16 protein-coding genes are annotated in these 14,891 nt (G+C 69.1%); 13 read left to right on the top strand and 3 right to left on the bottom strand.

What is annotated here, in order from left to right; translation table 11 throughout:
* The first annotated feature begins 8 nt into the window (after window positions 1–8).
* From D187_RS41300 to D187_RS58510, 13 genes are all read left to right on the top strand, one after another.
* Window positions 9–1,247, top strand: coding sequence for a phage major capsid protein (locus D187_RS41300; RefSeq protein WP_020918636.1), 1,239 nt, complete (start codon window positions 9–11; stop codon window positions 1,245–1,247).
* Window positions 1,248–1,317: 70 nt separating this feature from the next.
* Window positions 1,318–1,779: a hypothetical protein gene (locus D187_RS41295; RefSeq protein WP_002631227.1), complete on the top strand. Its 462-nt coding sequence runs from the start codon at window positions 1,318–1,320 to the stop codon at window positions 1,777–1,779.
* An 80-nt stretch (window positions 1,780–1,859) separates the two neighbouring features.
* Window positions 1,860–2,525, top strand: a complete 666-nt coding sequence (locus tag D187_RS41290) for a hypothetical protein (RefSeq protein WP_002631226.1) — start codon at window positions 1,860–1,862, stop codon at window positions 2,523–2,525.
* Entirely contained in the window at window positions 2,522–2,851 is a 330-nt protein-coding gene (locus tag D187_RS41285; RefSeq protein WP_002631225.1) for a hypothetical protein, read from the top strand. The genes D187_RS41290 and D187_RS41285 overlap by 4 nt, the downstream gene beginning before the upstream one ends.
* Window positions 2,848–3,270, top strand: coding sequence for a hypothetical protein (locus D187_RS41280; RefSeq protein WP_002631224.1), 423 nt, complete (start codon window positions 2,848–2,850; stop codon window positions 3,268–3,270). The genes D187_RS41285 and D187_RS41280 overlap by 4 nt, the downstream gene beginning before the upstream one ends.
* 107 nt (window positions 3,271–3,377) lie before the next feature.
* Window positions 3,378–4,205 (top strand): hypothetical protein, encoded by an 828-nt coding sequence (locus D187_RS41275; RefSeq protein WP_043434203.1) that lies wholly within the window; start codon window positions 3,378–3,380, stop codon window positions 4,203–4,205.
* 309 nt (window positions 4,206–4,514) lie between these two features.
* Entirely contained in the window at window positions 4,515–4,940 is a 426-nt protein-coding gene (locus D187_RS41270; protein WP_002631223.1) for a hypothetical protein, read from the top strand.
* 12 nt (window positions 4,941–4,952) lie between these two features.
* Window positions 4,953–5,387, top strand: a complete 435-nt coding sequence (locus D187_RS41265) for a hypothetical protein (protein WP_002631222.1) — start codon at window positions 4,953–4,955, stop codon at window positions 5,385–5,387.
* Between the two features lie 38 nt (window positions 5,388–5,425).
* A complete protein-coding gene (locus D187_RS41260; protein WP_002631221.1) occupies window positions 5,426–5,800 on the top strand; it encodes a hypothetical protein in 375 nt (124 codons plus the stop codon).
* Window positions 5,801–6,085: 285 nt separating this feature from the next.
* Window positions 6,086–6,439, top strand: a complete 354-nt coding sequence (locus D187_RS41250; RefSeq protein ID WP_002631219.1) for a hypothetical protein — start codon at window positions 6,086–6,088, stop codon at window positions 6,437–6,439.
* A 24-nt stretch (window positions 6,440–6,463) separates the two neighbouring features.
* Window positions 6,464–9,139: a hypothetical protein gene (locus D187_RS41245; RefSeq protein WP_002631218.1), complete on the top strand. Its 2,676-nt coding sequence runs from the start codon at window positions 6,464–6,466 to the stop codon at window positions 9,137–9,139.
* On the top strand, window positions 9,139–9,939 hold the full coding sequence (locus tag D187_RS41240; protein ID WP_002631217.1) for a hypothetical protein: 801 nt from the start codon (window positions 9,139–9,141) through the stop codon (window positions 9,937–9,939). The genes D187_RS41245 and D187_RS41240 overlap by 1 nt, the downstream gene beginning before the upstream one ends.
* Window positions 9,940–9,959: 20 nt before the next feature.
* Entirely contained in the window at window positions 9,960–12,404 is a 2,445-nt protein-coding gene (locus D187_RS58510) for a phage tail protein (protein ID WP_020918634.1), read from the top strand.
* A 44-nt stretch (window positions 12,405–12,448) separates the two neighbouring features.
* Here D187_RS58510 and D187_RS56025 read toward each other — a convergent pair whose 3' ends face one another.
* The 3 genes from D187_RS56025 to D187_RS41225 all read right to left on the bottom strand — a co-directional run bounded on the left by D187_RS56025 (window position 12,449) and on the right by D187_RS41225 (window position 14,878).
* On the bottom strand, window positions 12,449–13,489 hold the full coding sequence (locus tag D187_RS56025) for a hypothetical protein (protein ID WP_155893959.1): 1,041 nt from the start codon (window positions 13,487–13,489) through the stop codon (window positions 12,449–12,451).
* A 119-nt stretch (window positions 13,490–13,608) separates the two neighbouring features.
* Window positions 13,609–13,893 carry a hypothetical protein gene (locus D187_RS41230; RefSeq protein ID WP_002622250.1) on the bottom strand — a complete coding sequence of 95 codons (285 nt, stop codon included), beginning with the start codon at window positions 13,891–13,893 and terminating at the stop codon, window positions 13,609–13,611.
* A 1-nt stretch (window position 13,894) separates the two neighbouring features.
* Window positions 13,895–14,878: a hypothetical protein gene (locus tag D187_RS41225; protein WP_002622249.1), complete on the bottom strand. Its 984-nt coding sequence runs from the start codon at window positions 14,876–14,878 to the stop codon at window positions 13,895–13,897.
* Window positions 14,879–14,891: the final 13 nt, after the last annotated feature.

Genomic DNA, 14,891 nt, shown 5'->3' with positions numbered 1-14,891 from the left:
GTCTCACCATGAAGCTCACCCCCGAGCAGCAGAAGTACATCGACGAGCAGGTGGCCAAGCAGCTCAAGGCCAAGCAGAAGGAACTCAACGCGCTGATCTCCAAGGGCGTCGCGGACGAGCTCGCCGCGCGGCCCGCGGCTCCCGCCCCGGCCCCCGCCCCATCGGCGGGAGCCACCCCGGGCGAGCGGCGCAAGACGCTCAAGCAGTTCTTCGGGCTGTCGGCGAAGGCCAGCTACCTCCAGGCGGCCGCGGCCGGAGGGCACGTCAATCAGACGCTCGCCGACGCGGCCGCCAAGGCGGCGACGGAGCTGGGCTCGCGCTTCGCCGCCAAGGCGGAGGGGCCCAACGGGGCGGTGGTCACCACTGGCGGCGCGCTCATGTCCGAGGAGTGGAGCACCGACATCATCGGCATGCTCCGCGACGTCATGGTGCTCCAGGCAGCGGGCGTGCGCGTCGAGGCGGTGCACGGCTCGAAGAAGAACCTGGGCAAGCTCAACTCGGGCGCCACGGCCGAGTTCGTCGAACCGGGCCAGTCGCCCACGCCGAGCAACATCGACACGGGCATGGTCATCCTCGCGCCGAAGAAGTGCATGGGCCTCATCGAGCCGACGAAGGACATGCTGCGCGATCCCAGCTTCCTCGGCAGCGAGGCCACCTTCACCGACGACTTGCTCGCCGCCATCGGCCTCAAGGCGGACCTCGAATGCCTCGTGGGTGACGGCACGGGCCCGCGCCCCCTCGGGCTGGTGCGGCAAATCGTGGCGGCCAACAAGTTCTCGCTCACGGTTCCCATCACCAGCGCCAACCTCGCCGCGATCATCACCGCCCTGGACAAGGCCGAGCGCCTGGTGCGCGAGAGCAAGCACACCTTCCAGGGCGCCAAGCCGGGCTGGGTGATGACGAGCAAGACGCTGATGGCGCTCAAGAGCCTGCGCGACAACGCCGGCTGGGTCTTCCGGCAGCAGTTGGATCAGGGGATGCTCAACGGCTACCCCTTCCATGTCACCGACAGCACCAGTGGCAAGGGCAAGGGCGGGAAGGACTTCATCATCTTCGGCCTCTGGGATACCGCCACCTTCGGCATGGCATTTGGCGGCGGCGAGGCGCCCGAGAACGGCATCATCGTCGAAATGAGCGAGCCGAAGTTCTCCCAGGATCTGGCCACCTTCAAGGGCATCACCTACGTGGACGTGAAGCTGCGCTACAACAACACCTTCGCCGTCATCGAGGAGCTCACCTTCCAGTGACGCCCGTGCCGCGCCGGGTGCGGCACGGACCCGGTGCGTCCTCTCTTCACCTCTCACCCCAGGACTTCGTATGGCATTGCACCCTTCCCTCAACGACTTCGGCGCGTACCTCTCCGCGGTGGGCACCCTCGCGGATGCGAGCGGCCCCAAGGGCTACTCGCCGGCCACGCTCGCCGCCAACACGTACACGGACGGAGACGCCTTCTCCCTCGAGGGCGCGCGCAGCGCCGTCCTCACCGCCATGACGGGCACCGCCACCGGCAACCCCACCGCCCAGAGCCACGTCTTCACCATGGAGACGAGCGCGGGCGGCGACAACCCCACCTGGACGGCCTACGAGGGCGCCTCCGTCTCCCTCACCGGGAACGAGAAGAGCGGTCGCGTCGACTTCTCCCTGGGGCGCGTGCCCGCCGGGCACACCCAGGCGCGCGTCAAGGTGGTGGTGGGATTCACCGATGGCACCTCCCCTAAACAGACGGTGGCCGCCCACGTGGTGCTCGGCGGCTACGAGACGCTGCCCGCCCCTCGGTAACCCCGGCGCCCGTCAGTCACCAGCCGGGGAGGACGCCCGCCCCGGGCAGTCTCCCCGGCTTTCCATTTCGAGGTGCCGCCATGCCTTTCGCTGAAGACTTCACCACCCTGGCCCGAGCCGCAGAGCGCCTGAAGGTGCCCCCCACGGGCGCCGAGCTGCCCGGCCTGGTGCTCGCCGCTTCCCGCGCCGTGGCCAACTTCCTCGGCTACCCGGCCTCCCTTCGTGAGGGGGTGGAGGAGACGGTGGTGGGCCAGGGCGGCGTGTACGTTTGGTTGCGCGCGGGCGCGGTGCGGCAGTTGCGCTCGGTGCACGTGCGCGGCGCCGAGCTGCCCGCGGGGGACGTGGCCATTGACTGCCCCCGCGCGGGGCGCCTCGTGCACCGGCGCGGCACCTGGCCCTTCACCGGCAGCGCCACGCGGGGCATCGTCCCCACCCCGCTGCGCGCCTGGGACACCGGGGAAATTGTCGTCACCTTCGACGCGGGCTGGCGGACGCCCGGGCAGGTGGCCCTGGCGCTCGAGGCGGACCCGGACAGCACCCTCGCGAGTGAGCTGCCGGCGGAGCTGGAGGAGGCGGCCCTGCTCACACTCACCGCGCTCCACCGGGTGGCCGGGCGGGACTTGAATGTCGTCTCCCGCGCCACGGGCTCGGCCTCCGTCACCTGGCGCGCGGACGCGAGCGCGGTGCCCCTGCTGGCCCAGCAGCTCGCCGCACCCCACCAGAAGCCCGGACGGAGGCATGCGTGAGTCTCATTGCCGAGGATCTGAAGGAAACCCTCCACCTGCGCCGCTTCGTGCGCATGGTGGACAACGGCCGACGCGAGGACTTCGGCCCGCCCGAGCCCCACCCCTGCCGGTGGGAGCCCGGCGCCCGGCTGGTGAAGTCGGCCGAGGGCAAGCAGGTGGTGTGCGAGGGGACGCTCTTCACCACCGCCCAGCTCGGCCCGCGGGACTTGCTGTGGCTGCCCGGCACCAACCCCGCCGACTACACGGCGAGCCGCCGGGCCCTCAACTCCTACGAGCGCAAGGACTTGGAGACCGGCGCCTTCGACCACAGCGAGGTGGTGGTGTGAGCCGGCTCAAGGACGTGGAACTCGACGTGGCGCGCCTGCTCGAGGCGGCGGGCCTGGGCACCCTCGCGGACGGCCTGCCCACACTCTACGCGGGGCCCTACCCCCCAGGAGCCCCGGACGCCTTCATCGCGTGCCGGTTCTCCGGCGGGGAGAAGCCGGAGAAGTACCTGGCCAACGCGGGGACGGCGCTCCACCGCTGCACGGTGACGGTGCTGGTGCGCGCCGCGCGCGGCCCGGACGGCTACTCCGAGGGGAGCGCCCGGGCCCGCGCGGCCTGGGAGGTGCTGTACGACGCTCACCCCCCGGGCTACGTGCGCGTGGACGTCGAGGACGGCGGGCCTACGCACCTCGGCGAGGACGAGGCGGGGCGGCCCCGCTGGTCGATCAATGTGAGCATCGCGTACTCCTCCCGCTCATAGGCGCGATCACCTGCACCATTCGGCGCAGCCCGATTTCTGGACGGTAGTCTCATTCCGCGATTGGCTATCGTCGCCCGTGCCCCAGCACTTTCTCAGAGGAGACGAAGATGGACTCAGTCAAAGACTGGTTGCTTGCGATGCTCACAGGCGCCCCGTCGGCCGCTCTGTTTAGCTGGCTCTTCGTCGAATCCTTCAAGCGACTTCTGGACCGAAGCACGCAGACGAGTCTTGAGTCATACAAGACCCAGCTCCAGCTCGAGTCGCAGAGCCAGCTCGAGCGCCACAAATCCGAAATACAGATGAAGGCAACCCAGCAGGTCGAGATCATCCGCCACGAGATGCAGAAACAAATGCTCCGTGCGCAGCTCTCAACAACAAAGACCCACACCGTCTACTCCAAGTTGATTAAGCTGCTTTTGAAGGCCGAAGGCTCTGTGGGCAGCCTCATGGGTGCCGGCTATGCGCCCACGTTCGAAAAATACAGTCTTGAAGACTTTGCCAAGGTGCTTGATGAAGCGAGAGCCCCTGGACAGGAGAAGAAGGAAACACTGGATCTCCTGGAGCGCGATCGCCACGAGGGCATTAGGCGACTTGAAGCCTACCTCAGACGAAGAAAGATACAAGACGGTCGAGTAGATGTTGCCAAGGCCAGAAATTATCTACTTCTGGAGGGGATTTTCATAACGGACACTGTCCGTGATCTGGCATTCAAGGCCTGCGACAGCCTTGGGAATGCATATGTCGCAGCAAACGTCAGCGAAATGACCAAGGGCATGGATGGTGTCGGCGATTACTACAGCAAACACTCGAAGGCTCTCGATGAAGCGGCGGGGCATCTTCGGATGCTCCAGGACGCTATGCGAGCCGATCTCCTGCCTGTGGGCGTAGGGCCCCCTCAGGCAGGGCCGAAAACCACTGATCTACCGGAGACGTAGCGCCATATCTGCGACGAGCAGAGTCTCTGTGACTGCCCGGTCAGCCTCGGCATGCTCCACCCGAGCAACCAAGTAGCGCAGTCTTGAGCCGTCGGTTCCATCAAGCCCGCTCTGCGCCTCCTGGAGTGCCCGCTCTGCCCTCAGGAGCCTCGCCGCCAATTGCTGCCGTCTGTTTCCGCCCATAGACCACCTTCCCGCCTTTCGGACCGGGCGCTCCCTATCGCGCCCCTCGGTGCACGGGAGTTTGCCCGTGCGCCGGAAGGCCTCTGAGCACGTCCCAGGCCAACCGCCCGCCCCTTCTGCTGGGGCATGGCGCGCCGCAACAGACGCATCCGGGTGAAGGTGACGGTGGACACCACCGCCCTGCGCCAGCTGCGCGACAACGCCCAGGAGGTGCTCCGGGCCCTGGACCACCCCCTGCGCGACGCCACCCGGCGCATCCTCGACGTTTCCCTCTTCCTCGTCCCCCGCGGTGGAGCTCCGGGCGATCCGCTCAACCTCGCGGACACCGCCTTCCTCGACGGCCCCCTCTACAACCCCGAGCGCAAGTCCTCCACGTGGACCTGTGGGTACGCGCACCCCGCTGCCGGAGCCATCCACCAGGGCTTCCACTGGGGCGACGCGCTCAAGCCGCCTCCTGACTTCCTGCGCCGCGCCACCAAGGGCATCTCCCGCCAGCTCAAGAAGTCGGTGGGCCAAGTGCTCATGCGGGAGATCGCCCGCCTCACCCAGTAGGAGTGACACGCCATGCCCACGCCCGAAGTCATCGAAGCCCACCTGTACTCCATTCACGTCCTCGCGACGAAGACGGAGGCCCTGTCGGACGCCAACAAGCCCAAGACGCTCAAGAAGTTCGACATCCCGGACTCCATGGAGCTGCGGGAGCTGAAGTACCTCAACAACACCAAGGGCCTCGTGCAGTACAGCCCCGGCTTTCGCACCATGAAGGGCACGCTCGAGCTGGACGTGGTGAAGGACAGCCCCATCCTCACCACCATCAAGACGGCCTACGCCGCGCGCAAGCCCATCTGGGTGGTCTGCGTGGAGAACCCCGACGGTGCTGCGGGCACCCAGGGCGTGCGCTACGAGGGCGTCATTGGCAGCTACCCCATGACGTTGGAGGCGGGCACCCTCGTCTCCGTCTCCATCGAGTTCGGCATCAACGAATTCGAGCCCATCTGACGATTCACCCAACCGCTCACCCACCCCAGGAGAACACCATGTCCGACGTCGCCAGCATCAAGCACAGCCTCCTCCGCGCCCCCTGGCGGGAGTACACCCGCCTCAAGGTGGAGGGTCTCGACGGCCCCGTGGAGCTCGTCATACGCCGCCCCCCGGACTCCGTCCTGGAGAAGCTCCTCCGGTCCCTCAAGGAGAAGGGACTCGACGCGGCAGGAGGCGAGGAGAAGGATCCCGAGAGCGCCCTCCACTTCCGCGCGCGCGTCGTGGCCACCTGCGTCTTCCTCCCCAACGCCGTCGCCCCGCTATTCACCGAGGACGAGGTGCTCGACTGGCCTGGTGTGGCGGAGGTGTCCAACGCGTGCATGGCCGCCATCAACCCCGCCAAGGCCCTGGAGAACGCCCGGGGAAACTGACGGGCGACCCGCTCCACGGGCTCGTGGTCCGGGTCGCCCGCCTCGCGGGGTGGACGTACGAGGAAATGCGCAGCCAGCCCCTCTCCTTCGTGTACGAGCTCGCCGCCGACGCCCAGTTGGAGGGTGAGTCCATTCGCCAGGAAAGCAGTGTCCCCGCCTCCAGCTCAACGCCAGCATCAGGGAGCGGGCGCCAGCGCATCATCCGATACACCATGAAGGGGTAGCCCTTCCGCCCCGCCAACCTCGTGACTTGGCGGGGACGGGCGGGTGCGCGAGGCTGGGGGGATGATCCGAACGCTCGCCGCCGTCGCCGTCCTTCTGTCCGTCTCCGCCTGCTCCAAGCCGGGGCTCGCCACCATCGAAGAGGCTGAGTCCTTCGCCCAGGCGCGTGGAGTGGTCCTGACGGACAAGAAGGAGGACACGGACCAGATCGTCGCCCCTCGGTCCTACGACTACAAGTCTGGAGAGATCAAAATTGGCATTACGCAATTCAACACGCCCGAAGCCGCGGAGACGTGGCGCAAGGCCATGGACGAGATGCCGGGAGGCGAGACGTTGGTGCCCAAGGGGCACGTCGTCTTCAGCATCTGGGGTGGTGCGGATGCCGACCGGCAGAAGCTGATCGCCGCGTTGAAGTAGCCCGTTCACCCCTTCTAGGGGTGCATGAGCGGAGCACTGAAGGTCGGCGACGTCTTCGTGGCGGTCAGCGCCTCACTGAATGAGTTCACCAAGGGCATCGACGAGTTGCTCGAGAGCGTGGAGGAGGCCGCCGACGCCATCGAGGGCGCCATGTCCAAGGCCGCCGCCGCCCTGGGCGACTTCTCGGAGGGGTTGCTCTCGGTCGCGGCGGTGGCCGGCGCGGCGGTGGCCGGCGCGGCCGAGTCCAACGAAGTGGCGAAGAAGGCAGCAGACGACCTCAAGGCGTCCATGCTCCAGCTCTCGTCCGAGGTGGGCGCGGTCTTCGTGCCACTCGTGCGCGAGCTCACCGAGGGCGTGCGTACCCTGACCGCAACCTGGCGCGGGCTGGGCGCCGAGCAGAAGCAGCAACTCGTCTCCTTCGTCCGGTATAGCGCGATCGTCGGAGCGGCCGGTCTCGCCACGTCGCGGGCGCTGCTCTTCACCAAGTCCCTCTTCGAGGGCACCGTGGTGCTCGCGCGGGGACTGCGGTCGCTCAATGGCGGATTGGGCGTCCTAGCCACGGGACTCAAGGGCGTCGGCCCGCTACTCACCCGTCTGGGCTGGCAGCTCGTCTACTTGAAACAGGCGAGCATGGGCGACGTCTTCGCGTCCGTGACGGCGTCGCTGCGCACGTTCGCCGCCAACCTCCGGGCGCTGCCGGGGCAAGCGGGCGGGCTTGGGACGGCGTTCCGGGCCATGCTGCCCAACATCCTCGCGGTGGGCGCCCCCGTGCTGGCGATCACCGCCGCCGTCGCGGGCCTGGTGCTCCTTGCGGGCTCCCTCTACCGGGCCTGGAACCAGGGCGGCGCGGGCCTGAAGGAGGTGCTCTCGGGGGTGGGTGAGTCCGTGAGGGGACTGGCCCTGCAGGTGAAGGACACCTTCACCGGGATCTTCGACGCCTTCATGGAGTTCGCCCTGGGACTGGCCTCCGCATTCCTTGAGGTGCTCGCCGCCAAGGTGCGCGCCGTGGCTGCGTTCGCCGAGGAGGTTGCTCGGAAGGCGAAACGGGACACGTGGGCGGACAACCTCGCCCAGGTCCAGAAGCTGTCCGGCGCGGGCATGGTGAAAGCCATTGTCGGTCAGGTCTCCCCCGTGGTGGACGCAGCCCGGCAGAAGCTCGCCAGTGCGGGGGCTGTGCTCAAGAGCATCGGCAAGGAGACGGGGGAGGCCATCGGATACGGGCTGCGCGAGAGCGTCGGCGGAGTGAAGGACGTCCTTCGGGACACGGGGCTCTCCGGACTGAAGGACCAGCTCTCGAGCTGGGTCGAGGGCTTCATGCCCAAGGTGGGGGACGCCTCCTCCGTCGGCTCACCCGTCGACCAGGAGGCGGCGGCCGCGCGGTACGAGGACTGGCTGAAGAAGCAGGACGCCAGCCTGCGCCAGGCGCTCTACGAGGACGCGGCGGCGGCGAACAAGGCGCTCGCGGCGGAGGCGGCCGCCCTCGAGGAGACATTGCGCCAAGTGGAGGAGGAGGCGCAGGAGGCGAGCGAGGCGGCCCAACTGCAAGCAGAAGCCAGTCTGGAGGCCGCAGAGGAAGCGCGGCGCGCCCAGGCGGCCGAGGCCGAGCAGGCCGTGGAGGCCTGGCGTGCCTCGCGGGACGAGGCCCTGCGCCTCGCGGAGGCCATGGAAGAGGCCCGGGAGGCCCTGGTGTCCAACCTCGCCTCGCGCACCGGCAGCCTCCAAGGCCTCGTGCAGTCGGCCCAGCAGGGAGCCATGATGGGCGGCCCCATGGGCGCGGTGGCGGCGGTGGGGCTAGACTTGCTCACCCAGTCCGAGGGCTTCTCCCAGATCATCGAGATGGTGAACAACACCATCCAGCTCGTGGCGGACGCGTTGGGTTCCTTCCTCGTGCCACTCCAGCCCCTGGTCGCGTCGGTGCTGCGCCTGGTGCCGATCATCGCAAACGCACTCGGCCCGGTCTTCTCGTTCATCGGGCAGTTGCTCGAGCCGTTGGTGCCCGTCTTCTATGTCATTGGCGAGGTGCTCCAGGTGCTGGAACCCCTGTTGCAGATGTTCGCTGGGGCGCTCCAGCTCGTCGCCATGCCCATGAAGCTCATCGTGGACACGGGGCTGCGCATGCTCTTCGAGGGCATCAAGTACCTCGGCGTGGGCGTGCTGGGCGTGGCCCGGGGCATCAGCTGGCTCTGGAATGGCGTCGTGGAGGGCGTGCAGTGGGTGCTCCGCGGGCTCGCGCACCTGCCTTTCCTCGACGGGCTCAACAAGGTGGCCGACGAGTTGGAGGCCGTGAAGGTGGATCGGGACGCGCTGAAGCGCTCCCAGGAGGAGTTGCTCAACCTCACCTACGAGCAGGCCCGCGCGAAGGCGGCGGAGACGGCGGCCACCATCAAGAACACGAAGGCGCTGCAGGAGGCGACGGAGAGCCTCACCAACGTGCCGGCGGCGTGGCGCGTGGCCCAGCGGCGCTTCGACTCCCAGGACGCGCGCACTTCGCCCCTGCTGCCGGCTGGCGTAGCGCCGAGCTCCGCCCAGGCCGCGCCCGCGCAGACGGCCGCCCCGGGCATCTCCATCGGCACGGTCAACGTCTCCGGGGAGGACACGGGCCGCGCGCTCGCCAAGCTCGAGCAGCACTTGAACAACCTCTCCTTCCGCAACCGGGGCACCCGCGCGGGCCCGGGCCGGTACGCGGTGGAGGGCGGGTAATGGCCCTCCTGCGAGTCAACGGGGTGCCAGTGGAGTGCACCGCCTCGGAGTGGGAGCCGGTGACGCTCGGCGAGGTGGCGCGCAGCTTCAACGGCTGGCCGCGTGACACCGGCCGGGTGAAGAAGATGGACTTCCGCTTCACCAGCGGGCTGCTCTCCCTGCCGGAGGCGGTGGCGATGCGAGGCCTCGTGGAGGGCGCGGGGCACGTGCTCACCTTCGAGGACACCGCGGGGTACCTGTACACCTCGCGCGAGCTCGCGCCGCTCAGCGCCACGGGCGCCACCCGCTCCACCGTGGGCGCGAGGCACGGCAGCGCCTGCCTGAGCGTCGCTCCCAGCTCCGTGGTGGGGTGGAACGTGGGCACCCAGGGGTACGAGGGCGAGGGGGGCACCTTCATGGGCTGGGTGCGCGAGGGCGCGGGGCCCTGGCGGCACATCCTCTACGCCGCCGGCGGGCCGTCCCTCCACGTCGACGGCCAGCGCGCGAACGCGAGCGGGGGCTACCCCTTCGCCCAGGCCCAAGACGGCTACCTCGTGCTGGGGGACATGGGCATGCAGGGCGTGGCCACCCACTTCGACGACGTGGTGGCCCTGCCCTACTCGGTGCCCTCGGCGTGGGTGCCCCACCTGTACGCCTGGCACAGTGCGCGCGGCTGGCCCGCCCTGCCGTACGTGGTGGCCCAGGGGCCCCGCTTCCCCGCCCAGGGGCAGCTCATGCTGGGCAAGGCCGGCACCGGGCGCACCGAGGCGCTCCTCACCACCGTGGGGGAGTCCTTCGACTTCTCCCTGCACGGCACCTGAGAGCGGCCCTTCTCCCGGGCATGCGCCCACTCTCCCCTTCCCAGCTTCGCCTGCTCTCCTGCCCCGCCGGCTACTCCGTCCGGGGCCGCGTCCGCGTGCTCGGCCCGGACGGCACCACCTGGCACAACCTCTCCGCCCTCTTCGAGCGGGACTTCCTCGAGGGAGTGGACGTGGACGAGTCCCTGGACAGCCCCGTGGCGCAGGCGACGGTGCGCGTGCTGCGCGAGGTGAACGGCCTCTCCCTCGCGCCCCTGGTGACGGACTCGCGCGCCAACAACCTCGCCGGCGCCTACTCCCCGCTGCTGGACGCGGGACGCACCTTCCGGGTGGAGGTGGGCCTCGCCCCGCTGGGCTGCGAGCCCGGCCCCGGGGACTGGCTGCCCCTCTTCTACGGGAGGGTGGACGACGTGGACGCGGGCGACGCGGTGCTCACCTTCAAGGGCCGGGACTTCGCCGGCGTGCTGCAGGACGTGTGGTTGCGCCAGGAGCGCCAGTACGGCAGCACCGCCGGCACGCCCCTCCAGACGGTGTGCCAGTCCATTCTCAATGACTCGCACCTGTCCGCCTTCGGCCTCTACGTGCCAACCGACTTGGCCTGGGACTTGGGCCCCTACAACCAGGCCGTGGAGCCCGTGGCGGACGCCCTCGCGAAGCTCGCCACCGCTCGCGGCGCCGAGTGCCGCTGGAAGCTGCGCCCGGACACCGGGGACTGGGGCCTGTGGTTGTGGGTGCCCGACAGGAGCGCCAGCGAGCCCGTGTGGGAGTGGGGCCCGAAGGACTACAAGGAGATCGGCGGGCTCTCCACCTCCCTCGCGGACGTGCGGACGCTCGTGGAGGTGGTGTACTCGGACGCGAGCGACTTGGACGTGACGGGCCAGCCCAAGCGCAAGACGGTGGTGCGCGAGGACGCGGCCGCCACCGCTCGCTACGGGTACCGCGCGCCGGATGGCTCCATGGTGCCGCGCTTCATGCGCGTGGCCGAGGGGGCAACCTCGAACATCCGCTCCCAGGCGGCCGCCGGGCGCCTGGCCGACGCGGCCCTCGCGGACTTGTCCTCGGCCTCGCTCGGGGTGAGCGTGGAGGTGGCGCTGCACCCCGGGCTCGAGCTGGCCGACCTGGCGCGCCTCGCCCCCAACGGGGTGCACTTCGTCGACGCCCAGACGCTCGCGGTGCGGCAGGTAACCCATTCCCTCTCCGCCAGCGGTGGCACCACGCGCATGCAGCTGCTCGGCAAGCCGAGCCTCAGCCCGCGGGCCTGGTTGGGACTCGAGGCCCGGCCCGGCGTGGCCCCTGCCCCCACCTTCACCGGCCCGGCCGCGCCCTCGGGGCTCGCCGTCACCAACGCCTCCACCGGTGCCGTGCTGCTCTTCACCGCCCCGGACGGCACCACCGGCCCCACCGCGGACAGCTTCGAGCTGCACATGGGCGCCACGCCGGGCTTCGTCCTCTCCAGCGCCAGCCTCAAGGCCGTGAGCAGCTCCACGCGCTTTGATTTGACCGCCCTGCCCCCGGGCGTCACCTACTACGCGCGTGTGCGCAGCCGGGACAAGAAGGGCAACGTGGGCCCGGCCTCGGCGGAGGTGACGCTGTCGCCCCGCTACCTCTACCCGGGGACATTCCTGCCCAGCGTCACCTACGGCGCCCTGCCCCTCAACGGAGACTTCGAAGCCCACCTGGACGCAGCCGCGCCGCCGGACGGGTGCGCCATGCTGCAGGGCACCTGGGGCGTGGACGCCTTCGGGGACACCTCGCTCACCTACTCCGGCGCGCGCTCGCTGCGCCTGGTGGCCCGGACGGGAGGGACGCGCCTGGGGCTGCAGCCCTTCGTGGCCCGGGCCGGGGAGCGCCTCGCCGTGAAGGCTCTCTTCTACCCCCAGGAGAGCGGCGTGAGCGCGGGCCTCTACGTCACCTGGCTCAACGCCGCCTTCTCCTCCGTGGGCACCACCAACGTGGGGGCCGAGGCGCTCTCCGGCGGCACGTGGCGGACGCTCTCCGGCTACGTCACCGTGCCCGTCCAGGCCCGCTACGCACGCGTGGAGGTGGGCACCGGCTCAAGCATCAGCGGCAGGAGCCTCTGGGTGGACTCGGTGACGGTGGAGCCTGCTCTCACCGTGCAGGCCGCGTGGGCGACGGTGCGCCACCCCGTGCTGGGCGGCAACCTCACCGACTACTACAACGGCTGGGCCCCTCGGGTGGGCCGGCCGGCGCGCTACCGGCTGGACACCCTGGGCGAGGTGGAGCTCACCGGGGCGATGGTCGCCCCCTCCTCGGGGCCGTCCTCGGACTCGACAGTCTTCATCCTCCCCCCAGGCTACAAGTCGGACAGGGTGCTGACCTTTCGCACCCACGATGGGAGTCGGCTGCTCAGCGTCAACGTCTACCCCAGCGGCGAGGTGGCGGTGGAGAATGCCGCGGCCAACTCGGAGGTGTCCCTGGACGGCTTCCGCTTCCAGCCCGTCAGCTGATCAGCGCAAGCCGTTCCATCTCCTCACATGGTATTTCAGCAGGCTTAGTCATCGCCATAGCGCCCACTACAGAGAGGGCAGCCATGAAGCTCCGAACCCTCCGTGTCGTAACTCATCCACAATTCATAGCAGCGCGCGCAATGCCCACCGACAGCACCCTTGAACTGGGCGCCGCAACCGACACAAGCATGCATATCCGAACCATCCAAGTCCTCCACGGGAACAACGGTTTGCTGGGCGAGACACACCCCGCAGCTATAAAGTGTCTGACCAGCATCGGCTTGCTCCTCGGGGCTCATCAGGCTGGCGGGATCCAATTCATCTAGGAGCTGCTGTCGACTGTGAATCTCGAAGCAAGAACACTCCTTTGGTGGGCCGTCCAATGCATGCCACTGCGAGCACAAAAACCGCCCTGCCGCCGCCTCCGCGTGGCACACTAGGCACGCAAACATAGAAATTCTCACTTCCAGATTGTCAATCACCCCCGACACAAAGCCACACGCCGGACATTTGATCAGGGCCCCTCTTGCCCTCGGCTCTCTCAACTCATCCTCAAGCTCCTTGTATTTCGCTCCAAGATATGTGGCATATACGAGCAGGCGCCTGTCGACGTTATGGATCCGTTCACCGAATCGAGCAAAATGCCCCGACCACGTCACAGTGAGCAATTGATGAAGGAGATACCAAGCGCGACACTGCTCGGCCGCGACCTGCCTGGTGTCGCCTGGCGGAATCCAATGAAGCGCTTTATTCCTGTGCTCGAATACGGCCTTAAACGCATCCTTTGAGTGCTGAAGCGACGTACCCGTCTTGCTCGTGATGACTGAGCACAACGCCGACGCCTGGACCGTATTTACACTACCGCCCTTGAGTCCTGACCAAGTACAAGCATGGGGATCGCTGGCCGTGAGACTCCAATGCTCAGCAAAGAGCCTGGCCTTGAGTAGCAGTTCGAGACCCGTCGCGAAGTGCGCAATAGAGAATTTCGGATCCTCTTCAAGCTCTCCCGCTGAACGCTCAATGAACTCAAGGCCGTTAACAACAAGCGCCTGGAACAGTTGGTCGATCTCTTCTTTGTTCGGCATCAAAGCACGATGCTACTTGACCTTGCTGCTAAGGGCCAGAGGGCTCGTCTATGAGTCGCCTGTGGAGTGATCGGCGGGCGACCCAGAGAGCATCCTGATCCACGTCCACTGCTAGGACGTCAGCGGACGACACACGCGGGGCAGTCCACCGCCCAGCGCTTGCCCCCGCCCTGGGCGCCCGCGTCCGAGACGAGGCGCAGGCGCCCCTCGCCCGCCTTCACCCAGGTGTCGCACGCGCACCGGGCCGCTCGCGCGTTGGGACGAAATCGCACCGGGCCGCTCGAGCACTGGGGCTCCACGTGCGAGAGGCCCATCTCCGCGGAGAAGTCCGCCTCCTCGCCCTTGCGGACGAGGCCCCCGCAGGCCCGGCAGGTGCCGGCCTTCTTCGTGGTGATGATCGGCACGTCAGGCCGCCTCCAGGTGCTCGCGCAGCGCCGCCAACCCCTGGGCGCGCGCCTCGTGCAACTCGGCGAGCGTGCAGCCCAGGTGGCGCGCGAGCTGCGCGTCGTTGAGGCGCGGGGTGCAGAGGCCCAGGGGAACGCCCACGGCCAGGCGCTGCCGACGCGGGAGGTGCTCGAGAGCGACCACCGCGGCGCCCTGGGTGGCGAGTTCCTCGAGGCGCTCGCCGCCAGCGTCGGCCACGTCCGAGGCCTCGCGCTCCTCGCACCGGGTGGCGCCCTGGGCCAGCGCCAGGGCCGTGGCCGCGTCGGCGCCCTCGGTGTGCAGGGCCTCCTCGTACGTCACCTCCTCGCGCTCCACGCGCTTCCGGGCGCGCGCAGCGAGCTTGCGCCCCCAGTGGGTGGGCCCCACCAGCCGGCCCTCCGCGAGCACGTTGCCCAGGTGCTGGCGCACCGCCTGGGCCACGTACGCGGGGTACAGGGTGCGGCCCGGCCCGGCCTTGCCCGGGGTGAAGCCGCGCCAGAGCTTCTGCGCGCGCAGGGCCGCCTCCTGCAGCAAGTCGGCCCGCGAGAGGTACGTGCGCTCATGGCTCGCCCAGGCCCGGCGCGCCTCGGACTCGAGGAAAGGCGAGAGGAGGCCCAGCAACTTCTCCTCCGCGGCGCGCTGCCGGCGGCTGCCCTCCGGCTGGCCCCGTGCGTCGCGCAGCGCCCCCTCCATGGCCTCGGCCAGCTCGGCCGAGAGCAGCCCCCTGCCCCGGGAGGGCCGTTGGAAGGGCAGCACCAACTGGGCACCTGGCTCCGCCGGTGGCGGTGTGCGGCCGCGCAGGTGAGGCCGGTGCGCGCGCTCGCGGCGCCGCACCTCGCGCTGGGGCACCTCGGCGAGGAAGGCGAAGGGCTGCTGCGCGGGAGGGTTGGGGACCGCGGCGAGCGCCGGGCGCGGAGACGCGCGGGCAGAGGGGCGCGAAGGGGCGGGGCGGGCGAAACAGGCCATGCGGGCCCTTGTC

This window comes from Cystobacter fuscus DSM 2262, assembly GCF_000335475.2.
Taxonomy (GTDB): domain Bacteria; phylum Myxococcota; class Myxococcia; order Myxococcales; family Myxococcaceae; genus Cystobacter; species Cystobacter fuscus.
Note: the sequence above shows the minus strand (reverse complement) of the source record. Positions and strands in the feature narration are given on the sequence as shown.

What these genes read in the sequence shown, in the direction of transcription:
- D187_RS41300 (WP_020918636.1), top strand. Translation starts at nt 9, where the DNA reads ATGAAGCTCACCCCCGAGCAGCAGAAGTACATCGACGAGCAGGTGGCC.
- D187_RS41295 (WP_002631227.1), top strand. Translation starts at nt 1,318, where the DNA reads ATGGCATTGCACCCTTCCCTCAACGACTTCGGCGCGTACCTCTCCGCG.
- D187_RS41290 (WP_002631226.1), top strand. Translation starts at nt 1,860, where the DNA reads ATGCCTTTCGCTGAAGACTTCACCACCCTGGCCCGAGCCGCAGAGCGC.
- D187_RS41275 (WP_043434203.1), top strand. Translation starts at nt 3,378, where the DNA reads ATGGACTCAGTCAAAGACTGGTTGCTTGCGATGCTCACAGGCGCCCCG.
- D187_RS41270 (WP_002631223.1), top strand. Translation starts at nt 4,515, where the DNA reads ATGGCGCGCCGCAACAGACGCATCCGGGTGAAGGTGACGGTGGACACC.
- D187_RS41265 (WP_002631222.1), top strand. Translation starts at nt 4,953, where the DNA reads ATGCCCACGCCCGAAGTCATCGAAGCCCACCTGTACTCCATTCACGTC.
- D187_RS41260 (WP_002631221.1), top strand. Translation starts at nt 5,426, where the DNA reads ATGTCCGACGTCGCCAGCATCAAGCACAGCCTCCTCCGCGCCCCCTGG.
- D187_RS41250 (WP_002631219.1), top strand. Translation starts at nt 6,086, where the DNA reads ATGATCCGAACGCTCGCCGCCGTCGCCGTCCTTCTGTCCGTCTCCGCC.
- D187_RS41245 (WP_002631218.1), top strand. Translation starts at nt 6,464, where the DNA reads ATGAGCGGAGCACTGAAGGTCGGCGACGTCTTCGTGGCGGTCAGCGCC.
- D187_RS41240 (WP_002631217.1), top strand. Translation starts at nt 9,139, where the DNA reads ATGGCCCTCCTGCGAGTCAACGGGGTGCCAGTGGAGTGCACCGCCTCG.
- D187_RS58510 (WP_020918634.1), top strand. Translation starts at nt 9,960, where the DNA reads ATGCGCCCACTCTCCCCTTCCCAGCTTCGCCTGCTCTCCTGCCCCGCC.
- D187_RS56025 (WP_155893959.1), bottom strand. Translation starts at nt 13,489, where the DNA reads ATGCCGAACAAAGAAGAGATCGACCAACTGTTCCAGGCGCTTGTTGTT.
- D187_RS41225 (WP_002622249.1), bottom strand. Translation starts at nt 14,878, where the DNA reads ATGGCCTGTTTCGCCCGCCCCGCCCCTTCGCGCCCCTCTGCCCGCGCG.